25 protein-coding genes are annotated in these 24,913 nt (G+C 66.7%); 19 read left to right on the forward strand and 6 right to left on the reverse strand.

The features are described from left to right. Window positions 1-124 precede the first annotated feature (124 nt). Window positions 125-346, forward strand: a complete 222-nt coding sequence (locus BMW90_RS01375) for a hypothetical protein (RefSeq protein WP_074834435.1) — start codon at window positions 125-127, stop codon at window positions 344-346. 529 nt (window positions 347-875) lie between these two features. On the opposite strand, the gene BMW90_RS01380 is transcribed toward BMW90_RS01375, so the two are convergent. From BMW90_RS01380 to BMW90_RS26600, 3 genes are all read right to left on the reverse strand, one after another. Further along, window positions 876-3,587, reverse strand: a complete 2,712-nt coding sequence (locus BMW90_RS01380) for a VWA domain-containing protein (RefSeq protein ID WP_170850490.1) — start codon at window positions 3,585-3,587, stop codon at window positions 876-878. Window positions 3,588-3,760: 173 nt separating this feature from the next. Continuing rightward, the gene (locus BMW90_RS01385) at window positions 3,761-4,465 is read right to left on the reverse strand and encodes a hypothetical protein (RefSeq protein WP_074834438.1); all 705 of its coding nucleotides are present in this window, start codon (window positions 4,463-4,465) and stop codon (window positions 3,761-3,763) included. A gap of 14 nt (window positions 4,466-4,479) precedes the next feature. Then, window positions 4,480-4,980, reverse strand: a complete 501-nt coding sequence (locus BMW90_RS26600; protein ID WP_170850491.1) for a hypothetical protein — start codon at window positions 4,978-4,980, stop codon at window positions 4,480-4,482. Between BMW90_RS26600 and BMW90_RS01390 the strand changes: the two genes are divergently transcribed. Then, the gene (locus BMW90_RS01390; protein WP_170850492.1) at window positions 4,981-6,105 is read left to right on the forward strand and encodes a HupE/UreJ family protein; all 1,125 of its coding nucleotides are present in this window, start codon (window positions 4,981-4,983) and stop codon (window positions 6,103-6,105) included. A gap of 4 nt (window positions 6,106-6,109) precedes the next feature. Here the strand turns inward: BMW90_RS01390 and BMW90_RS01395 are convergent, their stop codons facing one another. Both BMW90_RS01395 and rrtA read right to left on the reverse strand, forming a co-directional pair. After that, window positions 6,110-6,835, reverse strand: coding sequence for a prepilin peptidase (locus BMW90_RS01395; RefSeq protein ID WP_074834441.1), 726 nt, complete (start codon window positions 6,833-6,835; stop codon window positions 6,110-6,112). After that, window positions 6,828-7,520 (reverse strand): rhombosortase, encoded by a 693-nt coding sequence (gene rrtA, locus BMW90_RS01400; protein ID WP_074834443.1) that lies wholly within the window; start codon window positions 7,518-7,520, stop codon window positions 6,828-6,830. The genes BMW90_RS01395 and rrtA overlap by 8 nt, the downstream gene beginning before the upstream one ends. Window positions 7,521-7,546: 26 nt before the next feature. Between rrtA and gspG the strand changes: the two genes are divergently transcribed. From gspG to gspN, 8 genes are read left to right on the forward strand one after another with little or no spacing between them, the layout of a single operon-like run. Then, window positions 7,547-8,005, forward strand: coding sequence for a type II secretion system major pseudopilin GspG (gene gspG / locus BMW90_RS01405; protein WP_048530035.1), 459 nt, complete (start codon window positions 7,547-7,549; stop codon window positions 8,003-8,005). Beyond that, a complete protein-coding gene (locus tag BMW90_RS01410; RefSeq protein ID WP_074834445.1) occupies window positions 7,990-8,454 on the forward strand; it encodes a prepilin-type N-terminal cleavage/methylation domain-containing protein in 465 nt (154 codons plus the stop codon). The genes gspG and BMW90_RS01410 overlap by 16 nt, the downstream gene beginning before the upstream one ends. Continuing rightward, window positions 8,436-8,834 (forward strand): type IV pilus modification PilV family protein, encoded by a 399-nt coding sequence (locus tag BMW90_RS01415; RefSeq protein WP_074834446.1) that lies wholly within the window; start codon window positions 8,436-8,438, stop codon window positions 8,832-8,834. The genes BMW90_RS01410 and BMW90_RS01415 overlap by 19 nt, the downstream gene beginning before the upstream one ends. After that, window positions 8,831-9,430, forward strand: coding sequence for a type II secretion system protein GspJ (locus tag BMW90_RS01420; RefSeq protein ID WP_074834448.1), 600 nt, complete (start codon window positions 8,831-8,833; stop codon window positions 9,428-9,430). Before BMW90_RS01415 ends, BMW90_RS01420 begins: the two co-directional genes overlap by 4 nt. Next, window positions 9,427-10,359: a type II secretion system minor pseudopilin GspK gene (gene gspK, locus BMW90_RS01425; RefSeq protein WP_074834449.1), complete on the forward strand. Its 933-nt coding sequence runs from the start codon at window positions 9,427-9,429 to the stop codon at window positions 10,357-10,359. The genes BMW90_RS01420 and gspK overlap by 4 nt, the downstream gene beginning before the upstream one ends. Window positions 10,360-10,379: 20 nt before the next feature. Beyond that, window positions 10,380-11,537 carry a type II secretion system protein GspL gene (gene gspL, locus BMW90_RS01430; RefSeq protein WP_170850493.1) on the forward strand — a complete coding sequence of 386 codons (1,158 nt, stop codon included), beginning with the start codon at window positions 10,380-10,382 and terminating at the stop codon, window positions 11,535-11,537. Next, a complete protein-coding gene (gene gspM / locus BMW90_RS01435) occupies window positions 11,534-12,025 on the forward strand; it encodes a type II secretion system protein GspM (protein ID WP_074834453.1) in 492 nt (163 codons plus the stop codon). Before gspL ends, gspM begins: the two co-directional genes overlap by 4 nt. Continuing rightward, the gene (gene gspN, locus BMW90_RS01440) at window positions 12,022-12,759 is read left to right on the forward strand and encodes a type II secretion system protein N (protein WP_139211155.1); all 738 of its coding nucleotides are present in this window, start codon (window positions 12,022-12,024) and stop codon (window positions 12,757-12,759) included. Before gspM ends, gspN begins: the two co-directional genes overlap by 4 nt. A 5-nt stretch (window positions 12,760-12,764) precedes the next feature. On the opposite strand, the gene BMW90_RS01445 is transcribed toward gspN, so the two are convergent. Next, window positions 12,765-13,286 (reverse strand): outer membrane protein assembly factor BamD, encoded by a 522-nt coding sequence (locus tag BMW90_RS01445; protein WP_170850494.1) that lies wholly within the window; start codon window positions 13,284-13,286, stop codon window positions 12,765-12,767. 218 nt (window positions 13,287-13,504) lie between these two features. On the opposite strand from BMW90_RS01445, the gene BMW90_RS01450 reads away from it, so the two are divergent. From BMW90_RS01450 to BMW90_RS01495, 9 genes are all read left to right on the forward strand, one after another. Continuing rightward, a complete protein-coding gene (locus tag BMW90_RS01450; protein WP_170850495.1) occupies window positions 13,505-14,266 on the forward strand; it encodes a type II secretion system protein N in 762 nt (253 codons plus the stop codon). Next, window positions 14,253-16,181 carry a type II secretion system secretin GspD gene (gspD, locus tag BMW90_RS01455; protein WP_074834460.1) on the forward strand — a complete coding sequence of 643 codons (1,929 nt, stop codon included), beginning with the start codon at window positions 14,253-14,255 and terminating at the stop codon, window positions 16,179-16,181. Before BMW90_RS01450 ends, gspD begins: the two co-directional genes overlap by 14 nt. Before the next feature lie 4 nt (window positions 16,182-16,185). After that, complete coding sequence (locus BMW90_RS01460) at window positions 16,186-17,649, forward strand: GspE/PulE family protein (protein ID WP_074834461.1); 1,464 nt, start codon at window positions 16,186-16,188, stop codon at window positions 17,647-17,649. After that, on the forward strand, window positions 17,646-18,863 hold the full coding sequence (locus tag BMW90_RS01465; protein ID WP_074834463.1) for a type II secretion system F family protein: 1,218 nt from the start codon (window positions 17,646-17,648) through the stop codon (window positions 18,861-18,863). Before BMW90_RS01460 ends, BMW90_RS01465 begins: the two co-directional genes overlap by 4 nt. A 309-nt stretch (window positions 18,864-19,172) precedes the next feature. Next, window positions 19,173-19,907, forward strand: a complete 735-nt coding sequence (locus BMW90_RS01475) for an FCD domain-containing protein (protein ID WP_074834467.1) — start codon at window positions 19,173-19,175, stop codon at window positions 19,905-19,907. 231 nt (window positions 19,908-20,138) lie between these two features. Next, window positions 20,139-21,173, forward strand: a complete 1,035-nt coding sequence (locus BMW90_RS01480) for a zinc-dependent alcohol dehydrogenase (RefSeq protein ID WP_139211157.1) — start codon at window positions 20,139-20,141, stop codon at window positions 21,171-21,173. 3 nt (window positions 21,174-21,176) lie between these two features. After that, window positions 21,177-21,947, forward strand: coding sequence for an SDR family oxidoreductase (locus BMW90_RS01485; protein ID WP_074834468.1), 771 nt, complete (start codon window positions 21,177-21,179; stop codon window positions 21,945-21,947). Between the two features lie 250 nt (window positions 21,948-22,197). After that, complete coding sequence (locus BMW90_RS01490) at window positions 22,198-23,718, forward strand: sulfatase-like hydrolase/transferase (protein ID WP_074834470.1); 1,521 nt, start codon at window positions 22,198-22,200, stop codon at window positions 23,716-23,718. An 11-nt stretch (window positions 23,719-23,729) separates the two neighbouring features. Further along, window positions 23,730-24,884, forward strand: a complete 1,155-nt coding sequence (locus tag BMW90_RS01495; protein WP_074834471.1) for a mandelate racemase/muconate lactonizing enzyme family protein — start codon at window positions 23,730-23,732, stop codon at window positions 24,882-24,884. Window positions 24,885-24,913 lie beyond the last annotated feature (29 nt).

A 24,913-nucleotide genomic window follows, 5' to 3' on the forward strand; every position in this document is an offset into this window, starting at 1 on the left:
AATCGCAGAAGACATGCATGTTTTACGTGAATTTTCAGCGAAATATCGCACACGCCAAGATTGTCTCTGGACCAGTGCGCACAATTTGGTCCAACATGGATACAACCTGAAATGGAGTATAGTCATGCTAGCATGTGTCATATTCGGAGCGCTGGCCGGCGTTTTTGCCGCGATCTATGCACTGGCGCAGGGGCTTTCGTTCGGCGATGCCTTCGGCATCTATCTCGGCATTTCGCTCTTTTCGATGGTGGGTGTGCCGGTGATGTGCATGGCTGCTCGGCGCCTGCGACAGTTCGTCAAGCAAGCGCAGACTGGTCACCTGGTCACCCGGTGGTCGAACGGCTGAGAGATTTGCCGCCAGGGCCACGCGGTTTCTCTTCTGATCTCACACAAGGCAGCGGGTGGCACTTTCGCGCCGCCTCGGCCTGCCAACAAAGTCCTCGCCTCGTGCGGGGACTTTTGAGTCTATGGGGTGTGTTGGTCATCGCAGCAAAGCGATCTTGAGACGGTGACGCTGGAGCGGTTGGTGCCTGGCGATGGTCCTTTGCGCAAGATCGGCGCGGGCATCGACTTGGGGCTCGTCGGGGAGATGACCGAAGGCCTCTGTGCCCGGACCAAGGCCGCCCGCCGCGCCCTTCCGTCAGAACCGGCGTCGCAGAGTTGACGGGACGGATGTCGGCCAGGGCCTCCTCGCCGCCAGCGCCCAGAACATCAAGAAACTCGTATTGGCACCATGGGCTGCCATGTCCCGCAGGCCTGGAACCAGCTCCGAACCTCACACGTCAAAACAAAACCCCGCCAAAATGACGGGGTTTGCCAGTGGTCCGAGAAGGCCCGGATTATCCGGGCCTTCTTTTGCTGATCTCCGCCAGCGATTACATGATGCGACGCCGCTGTCTCAGGCCGATCAGGGCGAGCAGTGCCGCGAACATCACGCCCCAGGGGCCGATGCCGCCGCCGGAACCGCCGCCGCCGCCATTGCCGCCGCCGCCGCCGCCGTTGCCGCCGCCATCAGGCACTTTCACCGGCTCATCCGAGGCCAGTTTTGCCCCGATCGAGACCGCATAGTTGCCCATGGCCGCCGTGGCATCGGCGTGTTCCACCGTGACCACGTGACCCGCGGCATCCAGCGAAGAGGCCGGAACCGTGGCCACAGCCCCCGAAGCCGCATTGGCGCTGGTCGACAGGTCGACCATCAGCAGCTCGGTTCCACCGGTCGCGTCGTAGACCCGCACCACAGGTTGCATGTCCAGCGCCAGCGAAGTCACGCGGGCGATCAGATCATTGGCGGTGGAGGTCGGCGTGAAGAAGAAGCAGTCCACGTCGCCGGCCGCGTCGATCCGCCCGGCGGTATCGACGTTGTTGTCGGTGATTGCGGTACAGGCTCCGGGCACCGACGGATCATTGCTGTGATCGTCGGGTGCGACACCCGTCACCGCCGCGTTGGTCACCGCAACGCGGGTGAACATCTCGGTGATGTTGGTGGGTGTCGGGGTCACGCCATTGCCGTTTTCATCCACCGAGATCGCAGTCGCGGTGAAGGTGGTCTGCGCATTGCCTGACGTGTTCTCGGCGGTGACCACCGCGGTATAGGTGCCGTCCATGTCGTAGGGCACATCCGCGGTGTAGGTGCCGTCGTCGGCCAGCCGGTCGGAGTTCTTGCCGTCGTCGAGCAAGGGCAGATTGACCGTCGAACTGTCCGGCTTGGTCACCGTCGCCGTCACGTCGAGACCGGTGATTGCCGGGCCGTCGGTGACGGTGGCTTCGATCGCGAAGCTCTGGGGATAGTTCACGTTGTTGAACTCGACGGCGATGTCATAGCTCTCGAAGTCCGAGGGTGTCCCCGATACCAGAACCGAAACATCGATGTCGCTCGAGGTGTTGTTCACCACCTCGACCCCGTATTGCCCTGCGCCCAGGGTCGTAACGTCGACCTCGGCGTCACAGGAGACCTCGGCCCCAGCGTTGCAGGTAAAGGCCGCGCCGGTGTCCGCGCCGGTGCCGTCGAGCAGCCGCAGCGAGACATCGGTCACCGCCCCCGCGAAGGAGACGTTGATCGCCGCTGTCGCCAGCGAGCTGTCAAGCGTGACATTGCGCACGTCGGTGGTGCTGGCGGTGGCCGCCGCAGTGGTCGATTGCACAACCACACTCGACGAGAAGGCGGCATTGGCAGCGACAAAGGCCTGCTGGATCTGCGCCAGCGTGGTGGGCGAGAAGAAGTACTGCCCGCCGGTGCCATTGGCCAGGCTCTGCAACAGGCCGGCGTTCACGCCCGAGCCGAAGCCGAAGGTCACCAGAGGCACCTTGGCGGCGGTATAGGCGTTGATCACGGTCGTCTGATTGACCGAACTCTGACCATCGGTCAGCAGATAGACCACCGAGGGACGGGTGCCGCCCTGGAAGCCCTGCACCTGTGCCAGCGCGGTCAAGGCCGCGTCCTCGATATCGGTGCCCCCGCCAGCGCTGAAGGCGGCGATGGCCGTCTGGGCGCCGCTGCGCACGCCGGTATCCGGATCAGGAATATCGGTGATCGCAAAGACCTGGGTGGCGCTGCTGGTGAACCGGCCGACGCCGACGGCGTTTTCGCCCGGGGTCAGTTGGCCGACCAGAAGGCTGGCCGCGGTCTTGGCATTGGAAATCGGCGTGCCTGACATCGACCCCGAGGTGTCGATCATCAGTTCCGCCACCTGATTGCCGGCCCAGATGATGTCAAGCTCGCTGCGGGCGGTGCTTTCGTCATCGTTGACGATCAGGTTCGGCGCGGTGGGTGCCACCAGGTTGGTGTATTGCGTCCGCGTCGGCAGGAAGCTGTGCCGCGGGTCAGTCGCCGGATCACGCGTGAGCGTGGCCCATCCGTTTTCGCCGAACACCCTGGCCTGACCGTTCTTGTCGTCGCCATCGGCCTGTGTGGCATAGGGTTCGACGCCGAGGGTCGAAACCTCGAGCCAGTCCTGGCTGCCGCTGACCGCGGTCCATTGGCCGTTCATGATGGACGGCGACGAGGCGGTATCGGTCGAGCGCGGGAAGAAGATCACGCAGTTGGTTTCCGGCGTCTGGCCGCAGTTGGCGACATATTCGTCATAGATGCCGTAGGTGTAATGTCCCCATTCATGCGCCAGGGTGAACCCTGCGCCTTTGGGGGTGTCCATCAGCGTCGGCGCGCCTTCCCAGTTGGTGCAGAAATAGATCCGGGCGCCCGCCACGCCAAAGCCGCTCGGATTGGCCCGCGGCCCGGGGGCCGTAGTGGTCGGATCGCTGTCGGTGCAGTTTTCCTTCCATTGCACGTCGGTGTTGTTGGCCTGATCGCCATCGCGGAAGATCGTGACCTTGCCGATCTTGTGTTTGCCGTTGGTCATCTGGAAGACGGCGTCGGCGAATTCTTCGATTTTCTTCTCGAATTTGTTCTGGTCGTCGTCATCCGTGGCCGGTGTCGGTTCTTCCGGATACTCGTCGTCGCCCTGCGGGTTTTCCTCGAGCGAGATGCTGAGATCGAAGACCGCGGTGGTGCTGGTGGCCCTTGGCAGCGGTCGGCTGCTCAGTTCCCCGGCACTGTAGGTCGTGCGCGCGCCATTCTCGATGGTTGTCACCGTCGACAACCAACTTGAGGCGGCATAGGCCGGCTGGGCCGCCAAACAGGCCACCCCGGCGGTCGCCAATAATTTGGCTATAGTGTGTCGTACATGCTTCATCAGACGAACTCCCCCTGGATCAATGGTTTTTCGAACAAACATCCATCGGGCGCATGAGTGCCGCTAAGCGGTCACCTGCCCGAAAGAATACCAAAATACGCGTGGCCGTCCGGCAGGTCCGCTATGAATCGGGACCGGCCCGGGTTGGTTTCGACGAACCCCCGGAACGCACTGTCGGTACGGGTTACAATGTGACTTCCGCCAAGTGCCTCAGCCAAATTCTTTTCAATGTCCCCGCCACAGCCGTCCGCGGAAAGCGCGAGATCGGCACGACCGGGGTTGTTTGGCGCCAGAATGGACCAGATGTAGTTTCCGCTGGGCGGCGCACTCACTGGCGCCGCGCCGCGCCAGGCCTCGATCAACCCGCTCAGCGCCGGCGTGGCGGCAATGCGGAAGACAAAGCGGGTTTTGCCGCCGGGTTCGAGATAGGCGATCTCGACGGTAAATGTCGGAGGCGAAGGGATCGTGCCATCGTTGGGCACCATGGCGTGACGCGGCTGCGTGCGGGAAATATCCGCCAGGGCGCTTTGATATGCCTCTACCCCAAGGTCGACAAGTTGGGACCGGCCGAGCAAATTGTTTCCGTCGTTCCAGAGCGCACGGCTCAATGTGCCGTCCGGGCTGATCCTGAATCCTTCGCGAAGATAAGAGCCGGCATCAAGCTGCCCGATGACCACGTCGATGCTGCGGGTGTCGCGAGTCTCGCATGCGGCCAGCGCTGCACCCGGAATGACCAGGCTGAAAATTAAAAAGAATAGCGGCAGTATATTCCGCACGACCGGACTCCCGGTTAAACGATAAAATCTATGAGAAGAGGATAAACGCCGTATTGTCCCTGCGTCAACTCTTGCTGTAACGCTTTGTTAACGTGAAGTTTATTATGGCGATGATCGGCATTTCGACTCAGTTGGAACAAGCGGAGCGCGATTGCGGGTGCAGATTTGGCAATCCACGGACATTGTTGCGATACTTGACGGAGTGTCCAAAGATTGCATCCATAGAGTGTCCGTACCCCGGGCGCTGGCCTCACCAAGGCGCGCGCGGACTGCGGTCGCGGTGAAAAAGGATGCCGGTGATGCCGGCCGCGCAAATTATTGTCACACTTACCAAGTAATTCGGTGACTTGAATTTTATCAACCCGGAGCCTTGCGAATTCATGCGGATTTGTTTTTCCAAGCGACGTCCCCGCCTTTTCCCGGCGCAGCGGGCAATCTATATCCTGACGTGTCTTTTCCTTGTCATCGCCGGTGCGGCGCAGGCGCATTTCAGCCTCGGCACCAAGATCCGCCATATGTTTCTGAGCGAGGCGGAGGGCCTGACCGAGGTTCTTGTCTTTTCGCCGATCCCGCTGGTTTTTGCCGATGTGCTGAGCGGCGAAAAGGACACCGAGGGGTTTCTTGCCACCGTCGGCCCCGCCGATGCGCCCGGCGTCATTCTTTTGCCCGAGGCCGCCAATGCCGCGTCAGAGGCTTTTGCCGCGCGACTGGCACAAAGTCTTCGCTGGCGGGTCGGCCCACGCGAGATCACGCCCGAGATCGAGGCGTTCCGTATCCTGCCGGGGCCGCCGCCCGAGGGGCTGGCCTCGGTCGAGGCGGCGGCCGCGCTGCTGGCCACGCCGTCGCCCGAAGGGCCGGTGAGCATCGGTTCGGGTTATGTCGCCATGCGGCTGCGGCTGGACGCGCAGGCCCTGCTGCTGCCCCTGACGGTAGAGGCCGGATTGCCGGCGCTGACCCTGGCCGAAGGTGTCAGGATCGACAATCATGTGGTCGATGCCCGCAGCGACACGCCGCGCAGCTTCACCCGCCCGGGCCAGCTCGAACGGCCGCTGACGCTGCCCGAGGGCTGGATCGGCTGGGCGGCGGAATATGTCTATCAGGGCATCGTTCATATCCTCGAAGGGATCGATCATGTCTTCCTTGTGGTGGCCATGTCGCTTGCCGCGACGACCGCGCTGAGCCTGCTGCGCAACATCACCGCCTTCACCCTGGGCCATGCGGTCACGCTGGCCGCCGGGTTCCTTGGGTATGCCCCGAGAAGCGCGTGGTTCATCCCCGCCGTCGAGGCGGCGATTGCCGCGACGATCATCATGGCGGCGATCACCAGCTACCTGCGGATGCGCGCCTCTGCCACGATTTACGTGCTGATCGGCCTGCTGCACGGCTTCGGGTTTTCCTTTGTTCTCGCCCGGTTGCTGGGGCCCGGCTCGCCCGATCTGGTGCCGGCTCTGGCGGCTTTCACGGTCGGGATCGAGATCGGCCAGTTGGCTATCGTGGCGATGGTGCTGGCGTTGTTCTGGGGGCTGCGCCAGGCCACCGCACCGGGGGCCGAACTGGCCCGCAAGAGCGTTCTGGTGATCCTCGGTCTGGTGGCAACCTACATGGTGGTCGAGCGGATTCCGGCGCTCCTGGGCGCCTGAGTCGTCACCGCCACAGCAGGACAAGCCCCGCCGCCGCGCAAAGAAAGACGCCGAAGGGCAGGGGCGTGTCGCGGTTGGCGCGGCCGAAGACCCCCAGCGCCGCCGCCGCCAGCCCGGCCAGCGAGGCCAGCAGGCCCACCCAAGGCAACGCCAGCGCGCCCAGCCCGGCGCCGATGCCGGCGGCCAGTTTCACGTCGCCCAGCCCCAGGCCCTCACGGCCCCGGAGGCCCTGATAACCCCAGCGCAACGCCAACAGCGTCACGGCGCCGATTGCCCCGCCGACAAGCGCATTGCCCGGGCCCCGGCCGTCCAGCCAGGCCAGCCCCAGCCCGAGGGCAAACAGCAGCCCGGTCATCACATCCGGCAGCCGTAGGCAGATCAGGTCGGTCAATCCCAGCGCCAGCAACAGCCAGAGGTATCCGAGGGTCAGCGCCAGCCCCGGCAAAGTCTCTGTCACCACGATGGCCGCCAGCGCCGCGGCGATCGCCAGAACCTCTGCCGCCAGCAAGCGCCAGGGCAGGGCGGCGCCGCAGTACCGGCAACGCCGCCTGCGCAGAAGGAAGGATACCACGGGGATCAGGTCGCGCGCCGCCAATCGCCTGCCGCAACCGGTGCAGGCCGAGGGCGCCGAGAGCGAGCGCCCGTCACAGCTGCGCTCGGCCCAGACCGCCAGGAACGAGCCCACCGGCCCGGCCAGCAACACGGCAAGCCAGAGCCAGAGATCATCCATCGGCGGTGACCGCCGCCGGCAGCGCCGCCGCTTCGCGCTCGGCATGGATCAGCGACAGCATCAGGCAGACCAGCCCGACACCGAGCCGCGGCCAGAACGGCCCCTCGCGCGCGGCCAGCGCTCCGCCCAGGGTGCCCAGCGTATGCGACACGAAGCTGACCCGCCCGCCAATCGCCGCATCGGCGCCCGGCACCGCGCCATTGAAGAATTCCTGCCCCAGCTTGGCCGCGACGCAGGCCAGGATTAGCCCGCCGAACCAGCGTGGCCCGGTCCGCAGCATCACCAGCCCGCCAAAGGTCATCACGCCATGGGTGATGCCGGAAAATCCCACATAGGTGACCCCGGCAGGCATCAGCGCCAGCCAGCCCAGGCTGATCGCCGCGCCGGAGAGCAGGATCGCGCGCGCCAGCATCCGGGGTGTCAGGATCGACCACAGGCTCACCAGGATCAGCCCCAGCCCGAGGATGTTGAGATGGGTGTGCACACGGCTGAGATTGACCAGATGCGCGGTCACCAGCCGCCAGAGCTCGCCCCGCAGCACGGTGCCATTTTCCAGCAGGAAAAGCCGCCGCAGCGCCGCGCCCCCCAGATCGGTCACCAGCATGCCAAGCGCGATTGCAACCGCGATGCCGACCAGCCGCAACAACATTGAGCGCTGCTCAATCATCGGATAGGCTCGATGCATGTTCTCCTCGCGGCATTGATAATTCCATGATTGAAAACAACCACATTCCCTCGAAAACGCAAGGCCGGGACGCGGGCTTCTCGCTGTTGGAGCTTATGGTCGTCGTGGTCATCATGTCGATCCTCGCCCTGGTCATCGTGCCCCGGGTGATCGACCGGCCCGATCAGGCGCGCGCGGCGCGGGTGCAGACCGATCTTTCGGTGCTCAAGAGCGCGGTCGAGCTCTACCGGCTCGACAATTTCCGCTATCCCACCACCGAACAGGGGCTTGCCGCGCTTGTCGAACGGCCAAGCCAGCCGCCGGTGCCCGAGAATTATGCCAGCAAGGGCTATATCGACCGGGTGCCGCGCGATCCCTGGGGGCGCGCGTACCAATATCTTCAGCCCGGTATCCATGACAGTTTCGACATCTTTTCGCTTGGCGCCGACGGGCGCGAAGGCGGCAGCGGAAGTGACGCGGATTTGGGGACATGGCAGGTCGAATAACGCCTCAAAGCGGGTTTTCGCTGGTGGAACTGATGATCGTCGTCGCGGTCCTTTCGATCCTGAGCCTCGGCGCGGTGCTGGCCATCGACCTGCGCGATCCGCGCGGCAGCCGCGACGTGGCCTGGCTGGAACAGACTTTCGCGACCGCGCGGCGCGAGGCAATTCTGACCCGGAGGGAGGCGCGCTTTGCGATCAGCCCGACCGGAGTGACGCGGATGGCGCCGGGAGAGGGCGGATGGCAGCCCGAGGGGGCCGAGTCCGCGCTTGACGGTCTGGTCACCGCCACCGCCGGCTATGGCGCGCTGCGGGATGATCTGGGCCGTGTGATCATTGCGCTGCTGCCCGACGGCCGCACCAGCGCCTTCGACCTGCGGCTCGAAGCCGGACGACAGGTCTGGACCTGCGCCGCCGATGGCTGGGGGGCGCTGGCATGCGACGGCGAAAGCTGAGACAGGCAGGTGCGAAACGGGCGCGCGAGCGCGGCTTGACGCTGATCGAGGTGACGGTGGCGGTGCTGGTGCTGTCGATCGGCACCGTGGCGGCGCTGCGGGCCTTCGATGCCGCCCGGCTTCAGATCGGCGGCGCGCCGGAGCGGCTGTTTGCACAGCAGGTGGCGCTCAATCGTGCGGCGGAGTTCCGGGCGCTGGGCGCCGAGGCCGCGCGCGGCCTGCCCGAGACCGTCACCTATGCCGGCCGCGACTGGCAACTCGCGGTGACCGAGACCGAAACCCTCGGCGGCTACACCGAGCTCAGGATCCAGGCGGTGGGGCCCGGGGGCGAAGGTGCGCTGGTGGTGGGCTTTGTTGGCGAAGAGGAGGCGGCAGGATGACATCCGAACGCGGGCTGACCCTGCTGGAACTCACCGCCGCGCTGGCGATCTTTTCGCTGATCGCGGTGATGGGGTTGCAGGCGTTGAGCGCGACGGTGCTGTTGCAGGACCGTCTTGGCGCCCGCCATTCAGCAACCTGGGAGCTGGGCGAAGCGCTGACCCGCCTGCGCGCGGATTTCGACGCGCTTGCGCCCTTTGCCTTTGTACCGCCGGACGGGCAGGACGACCGCCAGCCGGCTTTTGTCGCCGATGCCGCCAACGGCCGCTTCAGCCTCTCGCTTGCCGGTGTCGGGCGGCTGCCCGGCACGCAGGAGACCGGGCTGGGCCGGGCCGAATGGCGGCTTGACGCGGCCAGCGGCACCCTGCGCCGCCGTTACTGGCGCGACCTGGCGCCGTTCAATGCCAGCGTCGCCGGGCCAGACCAGGTGATCCTGCGCGACGTCAGCGCGCTTCAGGTCCGGGCGCTGACCGAGACCGGCTGGGTCAGCGATTTCGGGCTGGAGGAGGCCGCCTCGCGCACCCGGTTGCCCCGGGCGGTGGAAGTCACGCTGAGAACCGGCGATCACGGCGATCTCCGGATCGTGGCGGCGCGATGATCCGGTGGCGGGATAGCGGCCGTGATCGGGGCGTGGTGCTGCTCAACGCGCTGCTTCTGGTGGTGGCGATGACCGCTGCGGCCAATACCGTGCTGTCGCTCGCGGTGGGCGATACCACGCGCCTGGCCGCCATCCACGGTGGCGATCAGATGGCGCTCTATCTCGATGCGGGCACGCCGCTGGTGGCCCAGGTGCTGACGGCCGATTGGGAAGCCGGCGCCGAGATCGACCATGACGGCGAGATCTGGGCCACCGAGGGCTATTCGGTGCCGATCGACCGGGGTGTGCTCGCCGGTCGCATCTCGGACCTGCAAGGCCGGTTCAACCTCAACTGGCTGGCCAGTGACAACGCCGGCCCGGCGCAGGCGGCCTTCGAGCGGCTGATCCGCGTGCTCGGGCTGGATATCCGGCTCGGTCGCGCGGTGACCGAGCATCTGCGCCCCGGCGGCCCGGCCAATCCGGCGCCCTATTACAACCGCGCCCTGCCGGTGACCGCGCCCGGCGGCACAATCGCCGCCATTGCCGAACTGCGCCGGGTGCCGGGGATGACCGAGGCGGCCTTTGACACGCTTGCGCCGCATGTGGCGGCCTTGCCGTTGGGCACCGGGCTCAACGTCAATACCGCCAGCGCGCCGGTGCTGGCCGCTGTGTTGCCGGGCGCCGCGCTGCGCGATGCCGAGAAGCTCTTAAGCGAGCGGGCGGCCGCGCCCTTTGTCTCTGCCGGCGATTTCGCCAGCCGCGCCGGCACGATCCTGCGCCGCGAGGTCGCCGCCGGTCCGGCCCCGCGGGATTTTCGCGTCGTGAGCGAATATTTCGCCGCCGCACTCGATGTCGCACTGGACGATCAGCGCCAAAGCAGGATGATCTGGCTGCATCGCAGTCTCAGCAGCGGCACGGTAACGGAAACCTATAGAATGACATTGCCATGACGGGCCGCAAGACGAGGACCATGCCGGATATCTGGCGGATGGACAGCGGCGATGCGCCGCCCCCAAGCGGCGCCTTCATCGCCGTGGTGCCGGGCGAGGCGGCGCCGCTCTTTCCGCTCGATCTGCCCGCGCGTCTGCGCGACGGCATCCGCAATCAGGTCGCCCGCCAGCAGGTGGAAAACCTGCTTCAGGACAGTCTCGACGCGGTCGAGCTTCGGGTGAACCGGCCCGGCCGCGACGGCGCGGCGGCGGCGCTTGTGGTCACGGCAGAGCGCGCGCGCGACTGGCGTGACCGGCTGAGCGAGCAGGGGCGGCGGGTCGCCGCGCTCTTGCCCGACTATCTGGTCCTGCCGGTGGTGGCCGAGGGCTGGGCGCTGCGCTGTTTGCCCGAGGGCGAACGGGTGCTGGCGCGGCTCGGCCCGGCCGATGGCTTTGCCGCCGGCCTGCCGGTGGCGCTGGCGCAGCTCCGCGCGGTCCTGGCGCGATCCGGGGCGCCACAGCGTGTCTACCTTTGTGACAGCCCGGTGTCCGAGACCCTGCGCCGCGTCCTCGAGGCGACCTCGGCCGAGATCCACGCCGGCTGGCCGGACGAAGCCGCGCTGCTGGGCCATGGCGAGGCCGATTTCAACCTGTTCCGCGATCCTGCTGCCGACCGGATGGCGGTGCGGCGGCAGGTACGGCGCTGGCGCGGGCCGATGGCGGCGATGGCAGCCGGGCTGGCGGCGCTGGCGGCGGCGCTCTGGATCGACGGCGCGCGGATCGAGGCCGCGGCCCAGCGCCAGCGCGACGCCGCCACCGAGGTGGCGCGCGCGGCGTTCCTGCCCAGCGGGCCGATCCTCAACCTGCGGCTTCAGGTGGGCCGTGTCGTGGCCGAACGGCAGGCGGCCGAGGCCACCCCTGCGCAGGGGGTGGGCTCGATGGATGTGCTGCACGCCGCGGCGCAGGTGCTGGCGCAGAGCCCGGTCACCCTGCGCCGCGTCACGCGCACCGCCGGCACGCCGCTGCGGGTCGAGCTCGAGGTCGGCGATTTTGCCGCGCTCGAGCAGGTGGTCGCGCGGCTGAACGGGGGCGCAATCCGGGCGCGCGTGGTCAATTCCTCGGCTGAGGCCGATGCGCGGGTAGCGGCGCTGGTGGAAATCGTGGCGGCGCCGGGTGCGGCGGAAAGGGGGCTGCGATGATCCCGGTCTCGGACAGCCTTTCCGCGCTCAGCCGCCGTGAACGCAGGCTGGTCGGCCTGTTGGTGGCGGGCGCCCTGCCGCTGGCGGTGGTGTTTTTGGTGCTCCTGCCGCTGGTCGAGGCCCGTCAGGCCGCGAGCCAGAGGCTGGCCGAGGCGCGCGAGCTGCACCTCTGGGTCAGCACCCAGGCGCGGCTGTATCCGCCAGTGGAGGATCCGGCCGGCGAGGCCGGTCCGCCACCCGCTGCGGGCATGTCGGGGCTGGAACAGAGCCTTGTTGACGCCGGTCTGCGCGCGGCGGTCTCGTCGCTGTCGAACCAGGGCGCGGACCGGGTGGCATTGCGTTTCGACCGCGTGGCCTTTGGCCGGTTCATGCCGTGGTTTGCAGGGCTGGCGGACACCGCGGGCTACACCCCCGAGAGCTTTTCGATCGAGAGCCTCGGCGCGCCGGGCTATGTCGCGGTGGCGCTGGTTCTGGAGCCGGGAGCATGAGGGTGCTGCTGGGCATTTTCGGCCTGCTGGTCGGACTGCTGTCGGCGGTGGCGCTGTTTGGCGCGGTCGGCCATCTGCGCCAGGCCGCGCCGGAGAGCCTGCCGCCCTGGACGGCCGGGCTGGACGACGCCGCGGGGCTGGTCAGCGGCCGCGCCGAGGTGGCGGCCGGAATGCCATGGCCCGAGGATATCGCGCTCACCTGGGCCTGGGCCGGCCTCGAGGCGGGCGCGCCGCGCTGGCGGGTGACGGCCGGCACGACCGGCGCGCAGGCTTCGGCACATCTGCTGCTGCCCGCCCCGTTCAGTCACGCCCGGCTGCAAGACGGCAGCGGCAGTCTCGACCTGGCGGCGCTGCCGGCTCTGGGTGCCCGCGGCGAGGTGCGGCTGGACCGGCTCGAGGCCAGTGTCGTCACCGCCGCCCGGCGGTTGGAGCGGCTGACCGGGGCGGGGCGCATCCTCGGCGCGTATTATGATGGCACGCTGCTCGGCAACGGCAGTTTCAACATCGCCACCGACGCCGGCGGGGCCTGGCGGCTCAGGTTCGAGCTGGCGGGGCCCGCGGTTGCGCTCGAGGGCCGGTTGTCGGGCCTGATCGGCGGTGCCGAGGCCACGCTGGATGCGCGGATCACCCCGCGCGAGGCGATGCCGGAGGCCTGGCGGCAATCGCTCGACCTACTGGCCGACCGGCTCGAGGCCGGCGGCTGGCAAGTGCGGACACGTCTGCCGCTGCGCTGAGGCGCTTAGCCCAGCGCGGCGAGTTCACTGGTGATCAGCGCCCGGCGCCGGGCCATCGCCTTGCCGATGTCGAGCCCGGGATATTCCGCCAGCAGCTCATCGAGCGCCGAGGCCGCCGCTTGCAGGCGCTGGCGGGTGGCGGCGCCCCGGTCGCCGGCGGCAATCGCGCTCCGGGCGATCTCGTGGTCGGCCGAGGCCGCCACCGCCAGCGCCATGCCGCGCACCGGCCCGGTCTGCGACGCGGCCAGGCTGCGCGCCGCGCGCGAGGCGGCTTCGTAGTCGCCGCCACGCAGCTGGGCGTGACTCAATTCCAGCATCAGCCGGGCCTCGACCGCGCCGGCGGGGTAGTTTTTCAACAGTTTCTGATAGCTGCGGGCGGCCGCATCATAACGCCCGGTTTCCAGGGCATCGCGCGCGGCGAAATATTGCTGCTGAAAGCCGCCACCGGACGGGGCGGCGAGATCCGTACAGCCCGAAAAGCCCAGCAGGGCCAGTCCGACCACGGCCGGAACGCGGAGTCGTGCCATGCTCATACCCATTGAATTGATTTGAAATTCTGCCTCTTTTTTTCTAAACTATATCAAAAGTTCGCGTTGGTTCAATCTGCTGGAAATTGTCTTTCATTCACAGGGGACCGGGCGCAACACTATAATATACTCGCCGATGAGGCTGGCGGCACCCATGGAGGAGCGAAGCGCAACTCGTGTTTCGGGCAGATCACATTCTATCGCTTGTCGGATCCGCCGTGTTGGGGCTGGGCGGGGGCGCCTTGGCGCTGATCCTGACCGCGAGCCCGGAAATCCCGCTGAGCCGTGTCACCTTTGATCCGACTGCCCGCGCCGAGGCCGCCGAGAGCCGCGCCGAGTGGCTCTGGCCGGCGCTTTTCGGCGAGATCCCGCCGGAGCCGGTGGCCGCCACCGAAACCGCCGCGCCCGAGCCTTCACCGGATTTCAGCCTCAAGGGGCTGGTGGCGGGCGGCGAGGGGGGCTGGGCCATCGTTTCGGCCGACAGCGGCGATCACCTGGTCAGTGTCGGCTCGGTGCTGCCGGGCGGAGCCGAGGTGATCGAGATTCAGCCGGATGGCGTGCGCATCTCTCTGGATGACAAGGAATTTCTGATCGGGTTCGACGAAGAGGCCGAGGCGCCGATGGTTGCGGCAGAACTCGCGCCAGCGCCGGCGGTGCAAAGTGCCAGCCTGTCGCTCTCGGCGCTGCGCGACGACGGGTTCCAGCGATCGCTTGGGCTGGCCGGGGGCTCGAAGATCGTCGATCAGGGCAACGGCAATCTGGCGCAGCAGATTATGTGGGTGCGCAACGGGCGGCTCTATGACAAGGTCGGGTTGCGCAAGGGCGACATCATCCTGACGCTGAACGGCGTACCGGCGGGCGATATCGACGCGCTGCGCCAGGCCGCGCCGGAGCTGTTGCGGCAACGTGATTTCGAGCTTGAGCTTCTGCGGGCCGGGGCGCGCATGACATTGAAAGTGCAAATTGATGAAGACAGTTGAGCGTCTCTTTCTTGCCGGGTTGATCTGGCTCGCGGTGGCCACGACCGGCGCGGCGCAGGTCAAGCTCGACATGCGCCAGGCCAACCTGCGGGATTTCGTCTCGATCGTCGCCGACAGCACCGGGCGCAATTTCATCCTCGATCCGCGGGTGCAGGGCACGGTCACCGTGCTGGCCCCGCGCGAGGTGACGCCGGCGGCGCTCTACGAGATCTTTCTCAATGTGCTCGAACTCAACCGGCTGACCATTGTCGAGGGCACCGAGGCCGACCGCATCGTGCCGCTTGATGTCGCGCGCGAGCTGGCGCCGCCGCGGGTGGTGGGCAGCGGCGGCTATCAGACGCGGGTGATCCCGGTCAACAACGTGCCGGTGACCGACATCGTCGACGTGATCCGCCCGCTGGTCGCTGGCGAGGCGGTGCTGACGGCGGTGCCGGATGCCAACCTGCTGGTGCTCTCCGACCGGCTCGAGAGCTATCAGCGGATCTCGGCGCTGGTGGCCCGGCTCGACACCCCGCGGAGCGACGCGATCGAGACCATCCGACTGCAAAACGCCAATGCGGTGGAGCTGCTGGCGGTGGTGCAATCGCTCGATCTCGGGCCCGAAGGTAGCAATGTCTCGGCCGATTCCCGCGCCAATGCGCTGGTGGTCTCGGGCGACAAGGCCTATCGGCAGCGGGTGCGCCGGCTGGTCGGCCAGCTCGACACGCCGCAGCGCAGCTTTGCCACCGTCGTCGTGCGACTGAACTATGCCGATGCCAAGGAGCTGGAGCCGGTGATCCAGCGCTCTTTCGGCGCCGCGACGGGCGAAGACGGCAGCTCGGGCGGGGAGATCAATATCGTCGCCGAGCCGCAGCAGAATTCTCTGATCATCACCGGCCCGACCGAGCGCATCCAGACCGTGGCGCAATCCATCGCGGCGCTCGATCAGAAGCCCAGCCAGGTGTTGATCGAGGCGGTGGTCTTCGAGCTGTCGGTCGAGAATTTCTCGGATCTCTCGGTGCAGTTCGGCGCGCTGCTCAACGATGCGCTGGTCGGCGGGGTGGAGTTCTCGCTCGACGGTCGCCCGACGCTGACCGGGTTGGTCAGCTCAGTGCTTCAGGGCAATATCTCGGCGCCCGGCAGCGGCGGATTCCTGGGTGGCCGGCAGGTCAGGGGCGAGTCCGGCATCGGCGGCTTTCTTGCCGCGCTGGCCAGCCAGAGCTCGACCCGGCTGCTGTCGACCCCCTCGATCCTGACGCTGAACAACGAAGAGGCAAGGATCGTCGTGGCGCAGAACGTGCCCTTTGTCACCGGCAGCTATTCCACCGTCGGCGACAGCGCCATCCCGAATGATCCCTTTCAGACCATCCAGCGCGAGGATGTCGGCCTGACGCTCGAGGTGACGCCGCAGATCACCGCCGATCACAACGTGCGGCTCAAGATCAATCAGGAGGTCTCGAACCTGACCAATTCCGCCTCTGCCGCCGGCGGCGAGATCACCTCGAAACGGACACTGTCGACCAATGCCATCGTACGCGACGATCATGTGATCATCCTCGGCGGGCTGGTCGAGGACGGCTCGGGCGTCAACGATCAGCGGGTGCCGGGGCTGAGCCGGGCGCCGATCATCGGCAATCTTTTTCGCGGCCGCAATGTCGCGTCGGGGCAGCGGGTGCTGCTGATCATGCTGCGGCCCCGCATCCTAGACAGCGCCGAGGAGGCGACGCGTTACACCCGAAAGATCGCCCGCGAGGCCCGGCTTGTGACCGAGCGGATCGCGCCGCGCGACGATGGCCGTTATCCGACGATCCCCGAGGGCCGGCTGCCCTTCGACGGTGCCGATCTGAACCAGCCGTTCGAGGCCGGCGCCTCGGACAACATGGTGATCGAGCGGCTGATGCCGGCCCTGCCGAAAAGGCTCGAATTCAGCAGGTGAGGGCATGAGCACAAGGGCACAGCTTCCGTTCGCCTTCGCCCGCGACCATCAGGTTGTGCTGTCCGAAGGCGCCCTGGTGGCCGGGCCGGAAGCCACGCCCACCGGGCTGCGCGAGGCCCTGCGCCGCGCCTTTGATGCCCCGGTCGATTTCACCCAGCTCGACGCCGACGCTTTTCAGGACAGGCTGATGGCCGCCTATCAGGGCAATGGCCAGGACGCGCCCGAAGAGGTCGAGGCGCAGGACAGCGTGGTGCTGGACGACAGCTCGCTCGAGGCGCCGCCGACCGATTTGCTCGACACCGGAAGCGACGCACCGGTGATCCGGCTGGTCAACCATTTCCTGCGCCGCGCGGTCGAGGCCCAGGCCTCGGACCTGCATGTCGAGCCGCATGAAGGCGGGCTGCGCGCGCGCATCCGGGTCGATGGCACCTTGCAGACGATCTATGACCGCGCCGGCGCCCCGGCACGGCGGGTGATCTCGCGGCTCAAGGTGATGGCCGGGCTCGACATCGCCGAGACCCGGCTGCCGCAGGACGGCCATATCGCGTTGCGCTATGGCGGGCGCTCGATCGATGTGCGGGTCTCGACGCTGCCGGGCAACTACGGCGAACGGGTGGTGATGCGGGTGCTCGACAAGACCGCCGGGCTGATGCCGCTGGCCGATCTCGGGCTGCGCCCGGCGCAGGTGGCCGAACTCGAGGCGCTGAGCGCCGCGCCGCATGGCATCGTGCTGGCCGCCGGGCCGACCGGCGCGGGCAAGACCACCACGCTCTATTCCCTCCTCAAGCTCGCCAATCAGGCCGAGCGCAACATCCTCACCGTCGAGGACCCGATCGAATACGATCTGCCGGGCATCAACCAGAGCCAGATCCACGCCGAGATCGGGCTGACTTTTGCCGCCGGGCTGCGCGCCGCGCTGCGCCAGGACCCCGACATCATCCTGGTCGGCGAAATCCGCGATCAGGAGACCTCGAGCGTCGCCGCGCAGGCGGCGCTGACCGGCCATCTGGTGTTCTCGTCGGTGCACGCCAATTCCTCGGTTGCGGCGATCATCCGGCTGCGCGACCTCGGGCTCGAGGATTACCTGATCGCCGCCACCGTCCGCGCGATTATCGCGCAGCGGCTGTTGCGTCAGCTCTGCCCCGCCTGCCGCCGCGCGGCACCGCCCGATGCGGTGGCTCGCGCGGCTTTTGACGCGGTGGAGATGAGCCCCCCGGCCGAGGTCTTCCATGCCGAGGGCTGCCCGGAGTGCAATGGCAGCGGCTATGCCGGACGGGCCGGGATATACGAGATCGCCACGGTGACAGACGCGCTGCGCGCCGCGATTGACGAGGGCGCGCCGGAACAGCGGCTCAAGGCGCTGGCGCTCACCCCGCAACAGACACTTCTGGGCGAGGCGCTGCGCCTGGTCAGCGCCGGCACCACCGATTTCCGCGAGGTGGCGCGGGTCGTGGGCACCAGCCCGTGACCGCCTTTCGCTACACCGCCTATACCGCTTCGGGCCAGCGCCGCCGCGGTACATTGGTGGCCGAGACCCGGACCCAGGCCAATGACCAGCTGCGCGCCAAGGGGTTGTTTCCGGCCGAGATCGAAGCCCGCGCCGCCGGGCGCCGCATCGCCTTTCTGCGACCGCGCACCGTGCTCAGCGCCGATGAACGCGCGGTTTTCACCCGTCAGCTCGAGGTGCTGCTCTCGGCCGATATCGCGGTCGACATGGCGCTCGAGACGGTGAGCAGCTCGGGCGGATCGCAGCGCATAGAAGCGGTGGCCAATGCCGCTCGCGCCGCACTTCAGGAAGGCGAGAGCCTGAGCCGGGCGCTGGGTGACAGCGATGCCGGGTTTCCGCCGTATTTTTTGGCCGCCATTGCCGCCGGCGAGACATCGGGCGAGCTGGCACGGGTGGTCAACGAGCTGGCCCACCACCTGGAAACCGCCGGACAGGACCAGTCGCGCCTGGCCACGGCGCTGATCTATCCGGCCTTCGTTGCCGCCGTCTCGCTGGTGGTCTGCGCCATCCTCGTCACCAGCGTCGCGCCGCAGCTGGTCACGATGTTCGAGGCGACCGGCCAGCCGCTGCCGGGGATCACCCTGCGTCTGCTGGCGGTTTCGGACTGGCTGCAAGCCAACTGGCTGGCCTGCCTGGTTGCGGTAATCGTGGCCGGGACCGCCGCGCGGCTGGCGCTGCGCGTGCCGCGCCTGCGCGACCGTTGGGACGGGTTCCGCCTGTCATTGCCGATTGCCGGCCGGCTGATCCGCAACGCCGCCGCACTGCAATATCTCCGGACCCTGGCGCTGGTGATCTCGAGCCGGCAGACCGCGCTTGATGCGGTGCGCAGCGCCGAGCGTGTCCTGACCATCCGCCGGTTTCAGCGCGAGGCCGCCGAGGTCTCGGTGGCGCTGCAACGGGGCGAAAGCCTCAGCCGCGCCCTGGCGCAGCTGACGGTGATTCCGCCGGTCTGCTGCCAGCTGATCGGCGCTGGCGAGCAAAGCGCGCGGGTGGCGCCCATGGCCGACCGCGCCGCGCGGCTGGTGGCAAGCTGGCTGGAGAACGACCGCAAGCGCATCGCCGCGCTGATGGACCCGCTGCTGATGATGATCGTCGGCAGCTTCGTTCTGGTCGTGGTGCTGGCGATTCTGTTGCCGATCTTCGATCTGCAAGCGATGGTGGCGGCGCCGGGCTGACATCGGCGCGCCTCGGGGATGCGCGGCGGAGCCGGTGACACCGCTGTCGAGCCGTATCTGGGCGATCACCAGTTCGAAATGCGTGTGATCGCCTTGCGTTGCATCGCTGAGCACCTCGGAGAGCGGCAGGGTGAACAATTCGGCGGTGACGGCTTCGATCCTGGGCATATATTATCCTCCTGCCCTTATTTGGTCTTGCCAAAATACTTGTTAATGCGTCAATATTTGAAGGTCTTGCTCGCGTTTCCGATATTTGGTAAGTCCATTGTCGCAGCTTGTTCTGCCTGGATTCACATGGGATAAATCCGCATGAGCGACATTCAGCCAGCCTCTTCCGAATCTCAGGTCGCGCCGCGCGAAAGCGCGGTAGAGCGGGTGGTCGCCGCCATCGAGGCGCAGATCATCTCGGGTGAGTTGAGAGACGGGGAATCGCTTCCGGCCGAGCGCAGCATTGTCGAGGCCATGGGCGTCAGCCGCCCGGTGGCACGCGAGGCGATCAAGATCCTCGGCAGCAAGGGCCTGCTGGACATTCAGCCGCGTCACCGGCCGATCGTGCGCAAACCCGATGCCCATACGGTGATGGATGTGCTGGGCGGGCTGGTTGGCCATCTGACCGGTCAGGCGGGCGGGGTGCGCCAGATTTTCGATGTCCGCATCTTTGTCGAGGCCGGGCTGGTGCGCCAGGCCGCGACCCGGGCCGACAAGGCCGATATCGCCAGGCTGCGCCAGGCGCTGGAGGCCAATCACACCAGCATCGATGACTCGCTGGCCTTTTACGAGACCGACACCGCCTTTCATGGTGTGCTCTATTCGATCCCAGGAAACCCGATCTTTCCGGCGATCCACAACGCCTTTCGCGACTGGCTTGATCTGCGCTGGCGTCAGATGCCACGGCTGCCGGAGCGCAACCAGCAGAACTACGAGGCGCATGCGCGGATCCTGGAGGCGATCCTCGACCGCGATCCCGACCGCGCCGAAGCGGCGCTGCGCGATCACCTCGAATCGGCGTGGAAACAGGTCCGCGATACTTTCGACGATCTCTAGGTCTCGGGCGCTCCGGTAATTTGGCTGTGCGGTGGCGTCCTTGGGCGGACGGCCTGCGCTCCCCTTTGCTGTTTTAAGTTCTCAGAATTTTGGTAATACCATGCGTGGCAGATAGGTGGCATTTCGCGCAAAAATCGTGAGGAGTTGACATGCATCCTCATTTTTGGTCATACCATAAATCAAGATTGGCCGCCGGTGAATGGCGGGCGCGAACCAGAGGAGACTTTCCGGATGACCGACACCCAGATCCATGCCGCCTTTTACCGGGGCGACCGGCGCTTTGACGTCGCCCAGAAGCCTGCCCCGGCGCCTGGGCCGGGCCAGGTTGCCCTGCGCATCGCCTTTTGCGGCATCTGCGGCACTGACATGCATGTCTTTCACGGCAACATGGACGCCCGCGTCGGATTTGAACGCATCATCGGCCATGAGATGTCGGGCACGGTCGAGGCGCTTGGCGCGGGTGTCGAAGGCTTCACGAAGGGGCAAAAGGTCGTCGTGCGGCCGTTGGATCATTGCGGCGACTGCCCGGCCTGTGACGCCGGCCACACCCATATCTGCCACAATCTGAAATTTCTCGGCCTCGACACCGATGGCGCGATGCAGGAGGTCTGGAACGTGCCGGCCCATACCCTGCATGCCCTTCCCGATGACATGCGGCTCGACCATGCGGCGCTGATCGAGCCGGTGGCGGTGGCCTGTCATGATGTCCGCATGGCCGATCTGACGGCGGGCGAGGACGTGGTTGTCATCGGCGGTGGCCCGATCGGCGTACTGGTGGCGATGGTCGCGCGCGAGGCGGGCGGCAAGGTAGTAATCTCCGAGGTCAATGAAAACCGTCTGGCGATTGCCGCCGACATGGGCTTTGACGTGGTGAACCCGGCCAAATCCGACCTGGTTGCCGAAATCGGCAATCGCACCGGCGGCAAGGGTGCCGACGTGGTGTTTGAAGTGTCGGGCAGCCAGCCCGGCGTCGATGCGATGACCGATGTGGCCGCCACCCGCGGGCGCATCTGCATGGTGGCGATCCACGCCAAGAAACCGCAGGTCGACATGTTCCGCTTTTTCTGGCGCGAGTTGCAGCTGATCGGTGCGCGGGTCTACGAGGCGGCGGATTACGACAAGGCGATCGCGCTGGTGGCCTCGGGCGCGATTGCTGCCGACAAGGTGATCACCGATGTCAGCCCTTTGGCCGAGATCCAGCGGGCCTTCGAACAGCTCGATGCCTCGCCGACCGCGCTGAAGAGCCTGATCAAGGTGGGGGCCTGAGCCATGGATGTTCTGAAATCCTTTGACCTGTCCGGCAAGACTGCGCTGGTGACCGGCTGCAAACGCGGCATCGGCCGCGGCATGGCCGAGGCGCTGGCGCAGGCCGGGGCGGATATCGTCGGTGTTTCGGCCTCGCTCGAGGTTTCCGGCTCCGAGGTGGAGCAGGCGGTCACGGCGCTGGGCCGCCGCTTCACCGGCTACCAATGCGATTTTTCCGACCGCGCGGCGGTGACGGCCTTCGCCGCGCAGCTGGATAGCGATGGCGTGGCACCGGACATCCTCGTGAACAATGCCGGCACCATCAAGCGCAAGCCGGCCGCCGAACACCCCGACGCCTGGTGGGATGAGGTGATCGAGGTCAACCTCTCGGCGCAGTTCATCCTGTCGCGCGAGATCGGCCGGGGCATGGTGGCGCGCGGGTCCGGCAAGATCATCTTCACCGCCTCGCTGTTGACCTTTCAGGGCGGTATCACCGTGCCGGGCTATGCGGCGTCCAAGGGCGGGGTCGGCCAGCTCACCAAGGCCTTGGCCAATGAGTGGGCGGGCAGGGGTGTCAACGTCAATGCCATCGCGCCGGGCTATATCGCGACCGACAACACCCAGGCGCTGCAAGACGATCCCGCGCGATCGAAATCGATCCTCGAACGTATCCCCGCCGGACGCTGGGGCCGGCCCGAGGATTTCGCGGGACCGGCGGTGTTCCTGGCCTCGGCCGCATCGGATTACGTCAATGGCGAGATCCTTACCGTCGATGGCGGCTGGATGGGGCGGTAGGCCGACCTGCGTCAGAGCGCCGGTCCCGCCGGCCCCGGCCTTTTGGAAAGCCGCCCCACTTCGGGGCGGCTTTTACGTTTGTCGAGGGTTTTGAAATTTAGAGAGATGAACGAAATAAAATCGTCGACTATCTGGAAATCTTCATATAACTATTAACCCGGGGGAACACCGAATCCCGGGAGGAAGAGATGAACGGCGTTGCACCGGCCTTGGCCGAACAGAGAGAGTGTGTCTGCTTGGGGGTCGCCCTGTGAGCCGCACGCCCGACATCCTCTTGATCACAACCGATCAGCAGCGCGGCGACTGCATCAGCGGCGCCGGCCGCCAGGTGCGCACCCCGAACATCGACCGGATCGCCGGTCGCGGCGCACGGTTCGATACCTGTATCACGCCGCATCCGATGTGCCAGCCAGCCCGCGCCTCGATCCTGACCGGCAAGCTGCCCTACAGCCACGGCGTGCGCGACAATGGCCGCAACCTCGATCCGGCGCTTGCCGAAGAGGGGCTGGGCGGACTGTTCGCCGGCGCCGGCTATGACACCCGCTTCATCGGCAAGGCGCATCTCTCGACACATGAGACCTTTGCGCCGACCGGCGCCGCGGAATGCTACAGCTCGGTCGCGGATTACGACGACGATTGGGCCGGGCCGTACATGGGCTTCGAACGGGTCGATCTCACGCTCAGGCCGCACCATCACTGCGGCTGGAAGGACCGGCCGTATACGCTGCACTACGAAAATTTCCTCGACCAGGACGGCAGGGGCGGCGACCGCTGGGCGCAGGCCAAGGACCGGGTGCCGCCGCTGACCGAGCACAAGCAGGTCTGGCGCTCGGCGCTGTCGGAGGAGTGGTTCTCCACCGCCTGGGTCGGCGACCGGGCCATCGATATGCTCGAGGAAGACCGCGACCGGCCGCTGATGTCCTGGATCTCCTTTCCCGATCCGCATCCGCCTTTCCTGGCGGCGGCGCCCTGGGCCACGATGTACGACCCGGCCGAGGTCGATCTGCCGCCGCACCGGGCGCTCGATCTCGACCGGCGGCCCTGGTGGCACCGCGCCTTTCTCGAAAGCCCGGCGCGGCGCAACCAGAAGCGGCCGCATGCCGGCGACCAGCCGTATTGGGGCAACGACGATGCCTTGCAGGACAAGGATCTGCGCGACGTGATCGCGGTCTACTACGGCATGATCGCCGCCATCGACATGCAGGTCGGGCGCATCCTCGATCATCTCGAGGCCTCGGGGCGGCTCGAGAACACCATCGTGATCTTCACTTCGGATCACGGCGAATGGCTGGGCGATCACGGCCTGCTCCTGAAGGGGCCGATGCTCTATGACGGTCTGCTGCGGGTGCCGCTGGTGATGGCCGGTCCGGGGGTCACGCGGGGGCGCTTTGATGCGCCGGTCTCGACCCTCGACCTGCGCGCCACGCTGGCCGAGCTTTGCGGGCTGAGCGCCTCCGCCGATGACGGAACATCACTCACCGATGTGATGCAGGGCGGCGCGCGCGAAGTGGCGCACAACGAATGGGAGGTGGATGCCACCCGCAGCGGCGTCGATCTCGATCTGCGCACGGTGCGGTCTCGCAGCCACCGCCTCTCGGTCGACCTCAATAGCGGGGCGGGCGAACTTTATGATCTCGCCGCCGATCCCCACGAAATGACCAACCTCTGGGACGATGCCGGAGCCGGCGCCATGCGCGACCGGCTCTGCGCGACAATCGCGACTGACCGCCCCGCAATGATCCCCGCCGCGCCCCGCGTCGGCTGGCACTGAAAAGGACCAAGATGACCAAGATCGCCTCGATAGAACCGCTTCACGCCCGTGTCGGCATCCGTAACCAGCTTCTGGTGAAGGTGACGACCGAGGATGGCCTGTACGGCTGGGGGGAATCCGGCCTGTCCTGCCGCGAGGGCGCGGTGGCCGCCGCCATTGCCCATTTCGCCGATTTCCTGGTGGGCAAGGATTCCCGCCAGATCGGGCGGATCTGGCAAGAAACCTACCGCAGCCAGTATTTCGAAGGCGGGCGGGTGTTCACTGCGGCCATGTCGGCCATCGACATCGCGCTTTACGACATCCTCGGCAAGCGGCTGGGCGTGCCGGTCTATCAGCTTCTCGGCGGCAAGCAGCGCGACGAGATCCCGACCTTTCCGAGCTGTCAGTCACCGGACATGGACGAGCTTCTGTCAAAGGCGCGGGTGCTGGTCGATGCCGGCTGGGACTGCCTGCGAATCTATACCGGCGATTTCGACGGCGACGCGGTGTTCGACCCGCGCCAGAACCTGAACCGCGCCGCCAAGGAACTGATCGCCTTGCGCGAGGAATTCGGCACCGACCTCTGCCTCGGGATCGATTTGCACCATCGTCTGTCGATCGCCGAGACCGCGGATTTCTGCAACCGCCTGCCGGCCGGCACGCTGGATTTTCTCGAAGAGCCGATCCGCTGCCAGACGCCGCAGGCCTATCGCACCCTGCGCGGCATGACCAACATCCCCTTTGCCGTGGGTGAGGAGTTCGCCTCGAAATGGGAGGCCGCGCCTTACATCGAAGAGGGGCTGACCCAGTACATGCGGCTCGATATCTGCAACATCGGCGGCTTTACCGAGGCGATGAAGGTCGCCGGCTGGTGCGAGCAGCATTACATCGACCTGATGCCCCACAACCCGCTTGGCCCGGTCTGCACCGCGGCCACGGTCCACATGGCCGCGGCGGTCCCGAACTTCAGCTGGGCAGAGACCCGGCAGGGCCCGACCGAAAGTCTCGGCTTCCACGATCCCGAATTGTTCCCGGTTCAGATCCCGCTCGACGGCATCACCTACAAGGTGCCCGACAGACCGGGGCTGGGGGTCGAGGTCGATGAAGAGAAGATCCGGGCATCCCGGCCCACCCATGTCGAACCGCCGCATCTGACGCGGCCGGACGGCTCTGTCACCAACTGGTGATACACTTCAACGGAGGAGGAGAAAGACCA

It is taken from the genome of Marinovum algicola (genome assembly GCF_900109145.1).
Lineage (GTDB): Bacteria > Pseudomonadota > Alphaproteobacteria > Rhodobacterales > Rhodobacteraceae > Marinovum > Marinovum algicola.